13 protein-coding genes are annotated in these 13,291 nt (G+C 68.9%); all 13 read right to left on the bottom strand.

Annotated features, from left to right (window positions below; translation table 11 throughout):
- Positions 1 to 11 precede the first annotated feature (11 nt).
- Positions 12 to 1,913, bottom strand: coding sequence for an NADH-quinone oxidoreductase subunit L (gene nuoL, locus AC2VOK_RS08285; RefSeq protein ID WP_428900041.1), 1,902 nt, complete (start codon positions 1,911 to 1,913; stop codon positions 12 to 14).
- A gap of 10 nt (positions 1,914 to 1,923) precedes the next feature.
- The gene (gene nuoK / locus AC2VOK_RS08280) at positions 1,924 to 2,223 is read right to left on the bottom strand and encodes an NADH-quinone oxidoreductase subunit NuoK (protein WP_076245354.1); all 300 of its coding nucleotides are present in this window, start codon (positions 2,221 to 2,223) and stop codon (positions 1,924 to 1,926) included.
- Entirely contained in the window at positions 2,220 to 2,999 is a 780-nt protein-coding gene (locus AC2VOK_RS08275; RefSeq protein ID WP_428900056.1) for an NADH-quinone oxidoreductase subunit J, read from the bottom strand. The genes nuoK and AC2VOK_RS08275 overlap by 4 nt, the downstream gene beginning before the upstream one ends.
- 17 nt (positions 3,000 to 3,016) lie before the next feature.
- Complete coding sequence (gene nuoI, locus AC2VOK_RS08270) at positions 3,017 to 3,562, bottom strand: NADH-quinone oxidoreductase subunit NuoI (protein WP_428900040.1); 546 nt, start codon at positions 3,560 to 3,562, stop codon at positions 3,017 to 3,019.
- Positions 3,555 to 4,838 (bottom strand): NADH-quinone oxidoreductase subunit NuoH, encoded by a 1,284-nt coding sequence (nuoH, locus tag AC2VOK_RS08265; RefSeq protein ID WP_428900055.1) that lies wholly within the window; start codon positions 4,836 to 4,838, stop codon positions 3,555 to 3,557. Before nuoH ends, nuoI begins: the two co-directional genes overlap by 8 nt.
- Positions 4,839 to 4,840: 2 nt before the next feature.
- Positions 4,841 to 7,297 carry an NADH-quinone oxidoreductase subunit G gene (locus tag AC2VOK_RS08260; RefSeq protein WP_428900039.1) on the bottom strand — a complete coding sequence of 819 codons (2,457 nt, stop codon included), beginning with the start codon at positions 7,295 to 7,297 and terminating at the stop codon, positions 4,841 to 4,843.
- Between the two features lie 7 nt (positions 7,298 to 7,304).
- Positions 7,305 to 8,633 carry an NADH-quinone oxidoreductase subunit NuoF gene (gene nuoF / locus AC2VOK_RS08255; protein ID WP_428900038.1) on the bottom strand — a complete coding sequence of 443 codons (1,329 nt, stop codon included), beginning with the start codon at positions 8,631 to 8,633 and terminating at the stop codon, positions 7,305 to 7,307.
- Entirely contained in the window at positions 8,630 to 9,403 is a 774-nt protein-coding gene (gene nuoE / locus AC2VOK_RS08250; protein WP_428900037.1) for an NADH-quinone oxidoreductase subunit NuoE, read from the bottom strand. Before nuoE ends, nuoF begins: the two co-directional genes overlap by 4 nt.
- Positions 9,400 to 10,728 carry an NADH dehydrogenase (quinone) subunit D gene (gene nuoD, locus AC2VOK_RS08245; RefSeq protein WP_428900036.1) on the bottom strand — a complete coding sequence of 443 codons (1,329 nt, stop codon included), beginning with the start codon at positions 10,726 to 10,728 and terminating at the stop codon, positions 9,400 to 9,402. The genes nuoE and nuoD overlap by 4 nt, the downstream gene beginning before the upstream one ends.
- Positions 10,728 to 11,435, bottom strand: a complete 708-nt coding sequence (locus AC2VOK_RS08240) for an NADH-quinone oxidoreductase subunit C (protein ID WP_428900035.1) — start codon at positions 11,433 to 11,435, stop codon at positions 10,728 to 10,730. The genes nuoD and AC2VOK_RS08240 overlap by 1 nt, the downstream gene beginning before the upstream one ends.
- On the bottom strand, positions 11,432 to 11,986 hold the full coding sequence (locus tag AC2VOK_RS08235; protein ID WP_421529287.1) for a NuoB/complex I 20 kDa subunit family protein: 555 nt from the start codon (positions 11,984 to 11,986) through the stop codon (positions 11,432 to 11,434). Before AC2VOK_RS08235 ends, AC2VOK_RS08240 begins: the two co-directional genes overlap by 4 nt.
- A gap of 28 nt (positions 11,987 to 12,014) precedes the next feature.
- Positions 12,015 to 12,383 (bottom strand): NADH-quinone oxidoreductase subunit A, encoded by a 369-nt coding sequence (locus AC2VOK_RS08230; protein ID WP_428900034.1) that lies wholly within the window; start codon positions 12,381 to 12,383, stop codon positions 12,015 to 12,017.
- Positions 12,384 to 12,765: 382 nt separating this feature from the next.
- Entirely contained in the window at positions 12,766 to 13,179 is a 414-nt protein-coding gene (locus AC2VOK_RS08225; protein ID WP_428900033.1) for an Rv3143 family two-component system response regulator, read from the bottom strand.
- Positions 13,180 to 13,291 lie beyond the last annotated feature (112 nt).

Here is a 13,291-nt window from a genome sequence, read left to right as displayed (position 1 = left end):
CCAAACCCCGTTCACCAGAACCTCACCGCCAGGATCAGGGCGACCACCAGGGTGGCGCCCGCCAGCATGGACAAGGCGTAGCTGCGCGCGAACCCGGTCTGCAGTAACCGCAGTCGGTTCGACGTCGCGCTCACCAGCGCCGCGAGGGCGTTGACCGAGCCGTCCACACCCGCATCGTCGAATTCGGTCAGCGCGTGCGTCAGCTGGGCGCCGGGGCGCATGATCACCTCCTCGTTGAAGGCATCGCCGTAGAGGTCGGCGCGCGCGGCCGTCGTCGCCGGGGAGACCGACAGCGGGGCCACCCGCGGGATCGCCAACCTGCCGTACTTGGCGTAGGCCACCGCGATGCCGACGGCGACGACGGCCAAGGTCACGCTGGTGGTGGCCCAGGCAGGTAGGGCGTGGGCCGTCCCTTCGTGCGCGCCGACGACCGGTTCGAGCCAGTGCTGCAGGGTGCCGCCGATGGCCAGCAGGCCGCCGGCGAACACCGAGCCGAAGGCGAGCAGGATCATCGGCCACGTCATCAGCGGCGGCGCCTCGTGCGGATGAGCGCCCGGCGCCCAGCGCTTTTCGCCGAAGAAGGTCATCAGCATGACCCGCGTCATGTAGAACGCGGTGACCCCCGCGCCCAGCAGCGCGGTGCCGCCCAGCACGTAGCCGCGGATCCCGCCGGAGTCCAGCGCCGCCTCGATGATGGGGTCCTTGGAGAAGAAGCCCGAAAACGGCGGCACACCGATGATCGCGAGGTAGGCGAACCCGAACGTGGCGAAGGTGACCGGCAAGGCGGCGCGCAGCCCGCCGTAGCGGCGCATGTTCTGCTCCTCGTTCATCCCGTGGATCACCGCACCGGAGCCGAGGAACAGCCCGGCCTTGAAGAACCCGTGGGTCAACAGGTGCATGATCGCGAACGCGTAGCCGGCCGGGCCCAGGCCGGCCGCCAGCACCATGTAGCCGATCTGGCTCATCGTGGAGGCGGCCAGGGCGCGTTTGATGTCGTCTTTGGCGCAGCCGATGATCGCGCCCAGCATCAACGTGACGGCGCCGACGACGACCACCGCCAGCTGCGCCCCGGGCGCCAGGTTGTACAGCGGGTTGGATCGCACGATCAGGTACACCCCGGCGGTCACCATGGTGGCGGCGTGGATCAGCGCAGACACCGGGGTGGGGCCCTCCATCGCGTCGCCCAACCAGGCCTGCAGCGGGACCTGCGCGGACTTGGCGCACGCGCCCAGCAGCAACAGCAACCCCATCGCGTTCAGCGTGCCGGAGCCCGCGGCCGGCGCGGCGGCGAACACGCCCGCATAAGACAGCGTCCCGAAAGTGCCGAACATCAGGAACATTCCCAGCGCGAGGCCGGCGTCGCCGACCCGGTTCATCACGAATGCCTTCTTGGCCGCCGTGGCCGCCGTCGGCTTGTGGTACCAGAAGCCGATCAGCAGGTAGGAAGCCAGGCCGACGCCCTCCCAGCCGACGTAGAGCACGACGTAGTTGTCGGCGACCACCAGCAGCAGCATCGAGGCCAGGAACAGGTTGAGGTAGCCGAAAAAGCGGCGGCGGTCCGGGTCCTCGGCCATGTAGGCGACCGAGTAGATGTGGATCAGCGAGCCGACCCCGGTGATCAGCAGCACGAAACACATGGACAGTTGGTCGATCTGGATCCCGAGGTCGACCTGCAGCTGGTTGACCGGGATCCAGGTGTACAGCGTCTGGTGGATCGTGCGGTCGTCTGCGCTGCGCCCCAGCAGCTCGGCCAGCAGGGTGGCGCCCACCCCGAACGAGGCGAGGGCCGCGGTGCAGCCCAGCCAGTGGCCCCACGCGTCGGTGCGCCGACCGCCGAACAGCAGGATCGCGGCACCCGCCAGCGGCAAGGCCACCAGCAGCCAGGAGTAGTGAGTCCCCAAGAGATTCGTCACGGTGGCGTTCTCAGCCTTTGAGTAGGTTCGCGTCGTCGACGGACGCCGATTTGCGGGCACGGAAAATCGTCATGATGATGGCCAGGCCGATCACGACCTCGCACGCGGCCACCACCATCGTGAAGAACGCGATCATCTGCCCGTCCAGGTGGCCGTGCATCCGGGCGAAGGTGACGAACGCCAGGTTGACGGCGTTGAGCATCAACTCGACGCACATGAACATCACGATGGCGTTGCGGCGCATCAGCACACCCGAGGCCCCGATGGTGAACAGCAGGGCCGAAAGGTACAGGTAGTTGGCCGGATTCACGACGCACCCCCTTGGGGCAGGCTCGGGCTCGCTTCCCGGGCGGGAAGCTGCGTGCCGTCGCCGGTGTGCCTGCGCAGGATCGGCGACACCGACATGTCCGAGTACGAACCGTCGGGCAGCAGCGCGGCGGTGTCGACGGCGTTGCGGCGTGCGAAGACGCCGGGGTTGGGCAGCGGCGTGGGATGCCCGCCGGGCCGGAAGCGTTCCTGCGAGAGCTCCCGTTGGGTCTTGCGGCGCTCGAACCGCTCCCGGTGCGCCAGCACCATCGCCCCGACGGCCGCGGTGATCAGCAGCGCGCTGGTCAGCTCGAAGGCCCACAGGTAACGCGAGAAGATCAGCGCCGCCAGGCCTTCCACGTTGCCGTTGGCGTTGGCGCTGCCCAGCCCGGCGAAGCCGCCCGTCGCCACGTGGCCGATCGCGGCGACCAGCAGGACGCCGAAGGCGACCCCGGTCACGACGGCCGCGACACGCTGCCCGCGCAGCGTCTCCTTCAGGGACTCGGCGGTGTCCACGCCGATCAGCATCAGCACGAACAGGAACAGCATCATCACCGCGCCCGTGTAGACCACGACCTGGACGACGCCGAGGAACAGCGCGTCCTGGACCATGTAGAACACCGCCAGGATGATCATCGTCATCGCCAGGAACATGGCCGAGTAGACGGCGTTCACGGCCAGCACCACCCCGAGCGCGCCGATCAACGCGAGCGCCCCCAGCAACCAGAACGTCACCGCTTCACCGGTGGAGGTGCGGACGATGGCGTCGGCGGCCAGCAGATGGACGGTGGACCCGGTCACCGGGATTCCCCGGCACTCTGGTGTTCGTGCAGCCCCTGCGCGGTCACGGTGCCCTGGTAGTAGTCCTTGTCGGTGGCGCCCGGGGTCCGGGGGTGCGGCGGCGCGAGCATGTCGGCCAGCAGCGGGGCCAGCAGCCGGTCCTTCTCGTAGATCAGGTCGGCGCGGTTGTCGTCGGCCATCTCGTAGTTGTTGGTCATCGTCAATGCCCTGGTCGGGCAGGCTTCGATGCACAGCCCGCAGCCGATGCAGCGCAGATAGTTGATCTGGTACACGCGGCCGTAGCGCTCACCGGGGGAGAACCGTTGCTCCTCGGTGTTGTCGGCGCCCTCGACGTAGATGGCGTCCGCGGGGCAGGCCCACGCACACAGTTCGCAGCCGATGCACTTCTCCAGGCCGTCGGCGTAGCGGTTGAGCTGGTGACGGCCGTGGTAGCGGGGCGCCACCGGCCCCGGCTTCTCGGGGTAGCCCTCAGTGACGTGCTTTTTGAACATCGCGGCGAACGTCACACCGAATCCGGCCACGGCGTCTAAGAACTTAGCCATGTGCTTTCTCCTTGCTCGCACCGATCGGGGTCGTCAGGGCCTTCATCGGCAGCGTCGTCGTCGGAAGCGGCGGCACCGGGAACGCCGACTCGAGGGCCGGGCCACCGCTACCTGTGGCGCGACGGCGGAGCTCCCGTTCCATCGCTCGGACGCCGGGATTGCTGAACGGTTTTCGCAACAGCGCCACCAGCACCGCGGCGAACACGACGCTGCTGACCACCAGCACCGGGGTCCAATGCGGGTAGCCCTGGTCGCGCAGCGTGCGGATGACCGCCGCGATCAAGACCCACGCCAGCGAGGCCGGGATCAACAGTTTCCAGCCCAACGCCATGAACTGGTCGTAGCGCAGTCGGGGCAGGCTGGCGCGCAGCCACATGTAGATGAACAGGAAGGTCCACATCTTGGCGGTGAACCAGAGCACCGGCCACCATCCGGTGTCGGCGCCCGCCCACATGTTCAGCGGCCACGGCGCGTGCCAGCCGCCGAAGAACAGGGCCGTGGCGAGCGAGGAGACCGTCATCATGTTGACGTACTCGGCCAGCATGAACAGCGCGAACTTCAGCGAGGAGTACTCGGTGTGGAACCCTGCGACCAGTTCGCCCTCGGCCTCGGGCAGATCGAATGGCGCACGGTTGGTTTCGCCGACCATCGAGATGAGATAGATGATGAATGACGGCAGCAGCAGGAACACATACCAGACCCGGTTCTGGGAGGCGACGATCTGCGACGTCGACATCGAACCGGCGTAGAGGAACACCGCCGCGAACGACAGTCCCATGGCGACCTCGTAGGAGATGACCTGGGCGGTGGAGCGAACCCCACCCAGCAACGGGTAGGTGGACCCCGATGCCCACCCGCCGAGCACGATGCCGTACACCCCGATCGCCGAGAGTCCCAGGATGAACAGCACCGCGACCGGAAGGTCGGTCAGCTGCAACGGCGTCCGGTGGCCGAACACCGACACCACCGGGCCGAACGGGATGAACGCGAAGGCGGTGAACGCCGGGATCGTCGAGATCGCCGGCGCCGCCATGTAGACGAACCAGTCGACACCCTTGGGGGTGATGCTTTCCTTGAGCGCCAGCTTGATCCCGTCGGCCAGGCTCTGCAGCACGCCCCACGGCCCCACCCGGTTGGGCCCGGGCCGCAGCTGCATCCAGCCCAGAATCTTGCGCTCCAGCAGGATCGCGACCAGCACGTTGAGCATGAGGAACACGAAGACGGCGAGCGCTTTGCCCAGCACCAGCCACCAGGTGTCGTGTCCGAAGGCGCTCAGGGTCATCGGGTCACTCCGATCTTCACGATGCTGCCCACCGTGACGCCCAGTTCCCGGTGCACCGCCGAGCCCGGCGAATTCAGCGGGAGCCACACCACCCGGTCGGGCATGTCGGTGACGCTCAGCGGCAGGGTGATCGAGCCGCGCGGCGTGCCGACCGTGACCGCTTCGCCGTCGGCGACGCCGATCTCGGCCGCCGTGCCGGCCGACAACCGCGCCACGGGTGTTCGCGCGGTACCGGCCAGGTGCGGCTCGCCGTCCTGCATCCGGCCGCCGTCCAGCAACATCCGCCAGCCGGTCAACACGGCTTGTCCTTTTTCCGGCCCGCCACTGTCCGGCCCGCCACTGCCCGGCCCGCCACCGGACGCGGCGGGCCGCGGTGCCGCGATGTCGGGACCGGCGGCCCAGTTGCCGTCCCAGGTGCCCAGCCCGGCGAGTTCGGCTCGGGCGGCGTCGGCGGTCGAAAGCCCCAGATAAATGCCCATCTCGTCGGCCAGCGCGTCGAGCACCTGATGGTCGGACTGGGCGGCCTGTCGGGTGGTGCCGTGCAGCGCCGCGTCGAACGGGCGGTAGCGGCCCTCCCAGTTGACGAAGGCCCCGGCCTTCTGCGATGTCGGTGCGACCGGGAACACGATGTCGGCGCGCTCCGTGACGGCGCTGTGCCGCAGCTCCAGGCTGACCACGAACCCGGCGGCGTCCAGCGCAGCCAGCACCGCGTCGGGGTCGGCGAAGTCGTCGGGCTCGACACCGCCCACCACCAGCGCCGCCAGCGTCCCGTCGGCGGCGCCGGCCAGGATGCCGGCCACGTCACGCCCACCGGCGGACGGCAGGTCGGAGACGTGCCACGCCGCGGCGATCTGCGCGCGGGCGGCCTCGTCGTGCAACGGGCGGCCACCGGGCAGCAGGCCGGGCAACGCCCCGGCCTCCAGCGCGCCGCGCTCGCCGGCCCGCCGCGGCACCCACGCCAGCCGGGCCCCGGTGGCGTCGGCAAGCCGTGCGGCGGCCGACAGTCCGCCGGGCACCGCGGCCAGGCGCTCGCCGACCATGATGACCGCGCCAGGAGCCGACAGCAGCTCGCCCACCTCGCCGGTGGCCAGCCCGTCCAGCGCGGCCGGTTCGGCACCGGGAGCGGTCTGCAGCAGCCGGCCCGCCATCTTGTGCAGCGCGCGGGTCGCGAACGGCGCCACCGCGTACACGGCGACGCCGCGCTTGCGGGCGGCCTTGCGCAGCCGCAGGAACACGATCGGCGACTCTTCTTCCGGCTCGAACCCGACCAGCAGCACCACCGGCGCCGATTCCAGATCGGAATAGCCGACGTCGCGCCGACCGGCGATCCGCGCCGCCAGGAAAGCGGCCTCCTCGGCCGAGTTCGGGCGGGCACGGAAGTCGATATCGTTGCTGTCCAGCACGATTCGGGCGAACTTGGAGTATGCGTAGGCGTCTTCCAGGGTGGCCCGGCCACCGACCAGCACACCGGTGCGCCCGCGGGCCGCATCGAGGCCCCGGATCGCCATGGCCATCGCGTGCGACCACGACGCAGGCGCCAGCGCGCCGTCGTCGCCGCGGATCATCGGGGTGGTGATCACGTCGGGTGCGGTCGCGTAGGCGAACGCCCACCGGCCCTTGTCGCAGTTCCACTCCTCGTTGACCTCGGGGTCGTCGCCGGCCAACCGGCGCAGCACCTTGCCGCGGCGGTGGTCGGTGCGCTGCGCGCATCCCGACGCGCAGTGCTCGCAGACACTGGGGCTGGAGACCAGGTCGAACGGGCGGGCCCGGAACCGGTAGGCCATCCCGGTCAGCGCGCCGACCGGGCAGATCTGCACGGTGTTGCCCGAGAAGTACGAGTCGAACGGCTCGCTGGCGTAGATGCCGACCTGCTGCAGCGCGCCCCGCTCCTGCATGTCGATGAACGGGTCGCCGGCGATCTGCTCGGAGAACCGGGTGCAGCGGGCACACAGGATGCAGCGCTCCCGGTCCAGCAGCACCTGCGAGGAGATGTTGATCGGCTTGGCGAAGGTGCGCTTGACATCGGTGAAGCGAGAGTCGGTGCGGCCGTTGGACATCGCCTGGTTCTGCAGCGGGCACTCGCCGCCCTTGTCACACATCGGGCAGTCCAGCGGATGGTTGATCAGCAGCAGTTCCATCACGCCGTGCTGGGCCTTGTCGGCGACCTCGGAGGTCAGCTGGGTGTGTACCACCATGTCGTCGGTGGCCACCGTGGTGCACGACGCCATCGGCTTGCGTTGCCCCTCGACCTCGACCAGGCACTGCCGGCACGCGCCGACGGGGTCGAGCAGCGGGTGGTCGCAGAAGCGCGGGATCTGGATGCCCATCAGCTCGGCTGCGCGGATCACCAGCGTGCCCTTGGGCACGCTGATCTCGTTGCCGTCGATGGTCAGTGTCACCATCTCGGGTCGGCTCACCTCGCCGCCGGTCTCGGGTTTGGCCGCAGCCGTCATGTGACGGTCATACCTTTCCGTTGGGGTTCAGCATCGAGTCTTTGGGGTCGAACGGGCACCCGCCGCCTTCGACGTGGGCGATGTACTCGTCCCGGAAGTGCTGGATCGACGACATCACCGGGCTGGCGGCGCCATCGCCCAACGCGCAGAACGCCCTTCCCAGGATCGCGTCGGAGATGTCGAGCAGCTTGTCGATGTCCTCGGGTGTGCCCCCACCCGTCTCGAGCCGCTCGTAGATCTGATCCAGCCAGAAGGTGCCCTCCCGGCACGGCGTGCACTTCCCGCACGACTCGTGCTTGTAGAACTCTGTCCAGCGGCGAACGGCGCGCACCACGCAGGTGGTCTCGTCGAAGATCTCCAGCGCCTTGGTGCCCAGCATCGAGCCCACCGCGCCCACGCCCTCGTAATCCAGCGGCACGTCGAGGTGCTCGTCGGTGAGCAGTGGGGTCGAGGATCCGCCGGGGGTCCAGAACTTGAGTCGGTGCCCGGCCCGCACCCCGCCGGCGTAGGCCAGCAGTTCGCGCAGCGTGATGCCCAGCGGGGCCTCGTACTGGCCGGGCCGGGTGACGTGCCCCGACAGCGAATACAGGGTGAAGCCGGGAGATTTCTCGCTGCCCATCGACCGGAACCAGTCGATGCCGTGGTGGATGATCGCCGGCACGCTGGCGATCGTCTCGACGTTGTTGATCACGGTGGGGCAGCCGTAGAGCCCGGCCACGGCGGGAAACGGCGGCCGCAGCCGCGGCTGGCCGCGCCGGCCCTCCAGCGAGTCCAGCAGCGCGGTCTCCTCACCGCAGATGTACGCGCCCGCGCCGGCGTGCACCACCAGCTCCAGGTCGAAGCCCGAGCCGTCGATGTCGCGGCCCAGGTAGCCGGCGGCGTAGGCCTCGGCCACCGCGTTCTGCAGGCGGCGCAGCACCGGCAGCACCTCCCCGCGCACGTAGATGAACGCGTGGTGGGCCCGGATCGCGTATGCCGCGATGATGACGCCCTCGACCAGCACATGCGGCGTCGCCAGCATCAGCGGAATGTCCTTGCAGGTCCCGGGTTCGGACTCGTCGGCGTTGACCACCAGGTAGTGCGGCTTGGCGCCCGCCCCGGAGTCGCCCTGCGGAATGAACGACCACTTCGTGCCGGTCGAGAAGCCCGCGCCGCCGCGCCCGCGCAGCCCGGAGTCCTTGACGGTGGCGATCACCGCGTCGGGGTCCATCGCCAGGGCCTTCTTCATCCCCTGATAGCCGTCGTGGCGAAGATAGGTCTGCAGCGTCCACGACTCGGGGTCGTCCCAGAAGCGGCTGATGACCGGGGTCAGCGGAGTTGCCTGAGACGTCGTCATGACTGCGCCTCCGGACGCGGCGGGGTGTCCATGCCCAGTTCCCGGGCTACCTTCAGGCCGGCCAGCGTCGCGGCACCGGCGCCGCCCTGCCCCTGGTCGGGCCGCTCGTCGGGCAGGCCGGCCAGGATGCGCGAGGTCTCCCGGAAGGCGCACAGCGGGGCGCCGCGGGTCGGCGGTTTGGGTGTGCCCGAGAGCAGCGAGTCGACGAGTTCGCGCGCCGACTCGGGTGTCTGGTTGTCGAAGAACTCCCAGTTGACCATCACCACCGGGGCGAAGTCGCAGGCGGCGTTGCATTCGATGTGCTGCAGCGTGACCGACCCGTCGGCCGTCGTCTCGTCGTTGCCGATGCCCAGGTGCTCTTTGAGGCTCTCGAAGATCGCGTCCCCGCCCATGACGGCGCACAGCGTGTTGGTGCAGACCCCGACGAGGTAGTCGCCGGTGGGGCCGCGGCGGTACATCGTGTAGAAGCTCGCCACCGCCGACACCTCGGCCCCGGTCAGTCCGAGCTGCTCACCGCAGAATTCGAGGCCGGCGGGCGTCAGGTAGGAGTCCTGAGCCTGCACCAGGTGCAGCAGCGGCAGCAGTGCTGAACGCTTGTCGGGGTAGCGGCCGATGATCTCCTTGGCGTCGACCTCCAGGCGTGCCCGCACCTCCGGCGGGTAGGACTGCGGCGCGCCCTCGACCACGAACGCGTTCGGCTCCTCGGGTGGCGGACCCAGCCGGATGAACACCGGTTGGCCCTGGGGGGGAGAGTCGGGCAAATCCGTCATCGGTCCACCCCGCCCATGACCGGGTCGATGGACGCGACCGCGGTGATCAGGTCGGCGACCATCCCGCCCTCGCACATTGCGGCGACCGACTGCAGATTGGTGAACGACGGGTCCCGGTAGTGCACCCGATAGGGGCGGGTGCCGCCGTCGCTGACCATGTGCACCCCCAGCTCGCCCCGCGGCGATTCGACCGCGCTGTAGACCTGGCCCGCCGGCACCCGGATGCCCTCGGTGACGAGCTTGAAGTGATGGATCAGCGACTCCATCGAGCCGGTCATGATCTTGGCGATGTGCTCTTCTGAGTTGCCCATGCCGTCGGGGCCCACCTTCAGATCGGCCGGCCAGGCGATCTTGCGGTCTTCGACCATCGTCGGACCCGGCCGCAGCTTGTCCAAACACTGCTCCACGATCTTCATCGACTCCCACATCTCTTTCACGCGAATGATGTAGCGACCGTAGGCGTCACACGTATCGGCGGTGATCACGTCGAATTCGTAGTCCTCGTATCCGCAGTAGGGGTCGCTCTTGCGCACGTCGAGGGGCAAGCCGGTGGACCGCAGGATCGGACCGGTGATCCCCAGCGCCATGCACCCGGTCAGGTCCAGGTAGCCGACGCCCTCGGTGCGGGCCTTCCAGATGGCGTTCTCGTTGAGCAGAGCGCCCATCTCTCGCAGCGGATCGCGCAACTCCTCGAGGGCTGCCGAGATCTCGTCGATCGCGTTGGGCGGAAGGTCCTGCGCCACACCGCCCGGGCGGATGTAGGCGTTGTTCATCCGCAGGCCGGTGATCGATTCGAAGAGTTTGAGCACGATCTCGCGGCCCCGGAAGCCGACGAACATCGGGGTCATCGCGCCCAGCTCCATCCCACCGGTGGCCAGGGCCACCAGGTGCGAGGAGATCCGGTTGAGCTCCATCATCATCACCCGGATGACGCTGGCCCGCTCCGGGATCTGATCGGTGATGCCGAGCAGCTTCTCCACGCCTAAGCAGAAGGCGGTCTCGTTGAAAAACGGCGACAGATAGTCCATCCGGGTCACGAAGGTGACGCCCTGGGTCCAGTAGCGGTACTCGAGGTTCTTCTCGATCCCGGTGTGCAGGTAGCCGATTCCGCAGCGGACCTCGGTGACGGTCTCGCCCTCGATCTCCAGGATCAGCCGCAACACCCCGTGGGTGGACGGGTGCTGGGGCCCCATGTTGACGACGATGCGCTCGCCGGGGTCCGCCTTGCGGGCCGCGTCGACGACCTGCTCCCAGTCCTGGCCACCGGCGACCAGGACGGCCCCCCCGGCGTCATTGCCCTCGTGCGCCGTTGACGTGTCGGTCATCAGTTGTAGCCCCTCCGCTCGTCGGGCGGGGGTATCTGCGCGCCCTTGTACTGCACCGGGACTCCGCCGAGCGGGTAGTCCTTGCGCTGCGGGTGCCCCTGCCAGTCGTCGGGCATCTCGATGCGGGTCAGCGACGGGTGCCCGTCGAAGACGATGCCGAAGAAGTCGTAGGTCTCGCGTTCGTGCCAGTCGTTGGTCGGGTAGACCGCGTACAGCGACGGGATATGCGGATCGCTATCGGGCACAGCCACTTCCAGGCGGACGCGGCGGCCGTGGGTGATCGACTGCAGGTGGTAGACGGCGTGCAGTTCGCGACCCGCCTCATGCGGGTAGTGCACGCCGCTGACCCCCAGGCACATCTCGAACCGCAGGTCGGGTTCGTCGCGCAATCGCTGGGCGACCTGCGGCAGCAGCTCCCGGCGCACGTGCAACGTCAGCTCGTCGCGGTCCACGACGACGTTCTCGATCGCGTCGCCGAATTCGACACCGGCGCGTCCCAGCGCCTCGGCCAGCCGGTCGGCGACGTCGTCGAAGTAGCCCCCGTAGGGCCGGGAACTGCTACCCGGCAGCGTGACCTCGCGCACCAGCCGGCCGTACCCGGAGGTGTCGCCGGTGCCCGAGACCCCGAACATGCCGCGGCGGACGTCGATCAGTTCCTCGTCGGCGCGGGCCACCGCCTGCTGCGGGTCCTGGTCGGGTGAGCTCATCGCAGCAGCCCGCGCATCTCGAGGGTGGGCCGGGCCGCCAGCGCTGCCGCTTCGGCCTCGGCGATGGCGTGTTCACGGTTGACGCCGAGCGGCATCTGCTGAATCTTCTCGTGCAGCTTCAGGATTGCGTGCAGAAGCATCTCCGGGCGCGGGGGGCAGCCGGGCAGGTAGATGTCGACCGGGACCACGTGGTCGACGCCCTGCACGATCGCGTAGTTGTTGAACATCCCGCCCGACGACGCGCACACGCCCATCGACAGGACCCATTTCGGCTCGGCCATCTGGTCGTAGATCTGGCGCAGCACGGGCGCCATCTTCTGGCTGACCCGCCCGGCCACGATCATCAGATCGGCCTGACGCGGTGTCGCCGAGAACCGCTCCATGCCGAACCGTGCGATGTCGAACCGCGGCCCGGCCGTCGCCATCATCTCGATTGCGCAGCAGGCCAACCCGAACGTCGCCGGCCACAGTGAGCCCTTGCGCACGTAGCCCGCGACCTTCTCGACAGTGGACAGCAGAATCCCACCGGGCAGCTGTTCTTCCAGGCCCACGCGCCCTACCTCGATCCCATGTCGGTTCTCAATCCCACGTCAGGCCCCCGCGGCGCCACACGTAGGCGTAGGCCACGAACACCGTGAGCATGAACACGACCATTTCGACCAGCGCGAACGTCCCCAGTGCGTCATAGCTGACCGCCCAGGGATACAGGAACACGATCTCGATGTCGAAGACGATGAACAGCATCGCGGTCAGGTAGTACTTCACCGGGAATCGCTGGCCGGCCGTCGTGTGCGCGGTGTCGTCGGTGGGCTCGATCCCGCACTCGTAGGCCTCCAGCTTCGACCGGTTGTACCGTGACGGGCCAACCAGACTCGCGATCACCACCGAGCCCACGGCAAACGCGGCGGCGATGGCTCCCAGTACCAGGATGGGTAGGTAGACGTTCAACTCGCTCCATGATCCGTCGTACGGGCCGCCGCGCGGCGGCCGAGCGGTGGCCGAGCGGTGGCCGGGCTGCTGCGACCGTCCGGTTTTGCTCCGGTCACAATGACCTACAACATAGCGTCGCGGCGGCTGGCGCGCTTGCCCGGGGTGGGCTATCAGATCGGTTGCCCGGTGCGTGACCGAGGGAAGGCTGCGTCCGCTGGGAAACCGCAGATCGTCAGACCGGGACGGCGCCCGCGCTGATCGTGCATCGTGGTCCGCGGACCGTTGCCGCGACCGCAACCGGCCGGTCGAGAACCGGGCTCACGCGGCCAACCACCCGGTGGCCCACGCCCCGGGCACGGCGACCTGGAGTGGTCAACGGACTACTGGAGTGGTGAACCGACTAGCGCGCGGGCGTGCGGAGTAGGCCCAGCACTGTGCGGCCCAGCACGATGGGGTCGATGGGATGCGGCACCACGGCTTCGGCACGCGACCACTTGGCCAGCCAGGCGTCGTCGGGACGGCCGGTGAGCACGACGATGGGCGGGCAGGTGTCCAGTTCGTCCTTGAGCTGTTTGGCGATTCCCATGCCGCCCGTCGGCGTCGCCTCCCCGTCGAGGATGGCGAGATCGATCCCGCCTTCGTCCATCCGCTGGACGACGATGGCGCCGGTCGCCACCTCCACGTAGTTCAGTTCGGGCAGATCCGGGTGCAGGTGCCGCCCCAACGCCTGGATTACTTCCCGGCGCGTGTCGGCGTTGTCGCTGTAGACGAGAACGCGCAGGGCGACGGTGGAGTCAGGGTTCGAGACGGGCACGAGCAGATGGTACTGCGGCGCCGCCGGGCCGACCGGGCTACCCGCGCGAAGACGGGGTCATGGCGAACTTGTTTCAGCACGGAGCGGCACCCGCGTTGACGCATGCGCCGGC

The sequence above is a fragment of the Mycobacterium sp. TH-M116 genome (assembly GCF_057473685.1).
The sequence above is the reverse complement of the archived record's forward strand: the minus strand, read 5'-3'. Positions and strand labels throughout refer to the sequence as shown.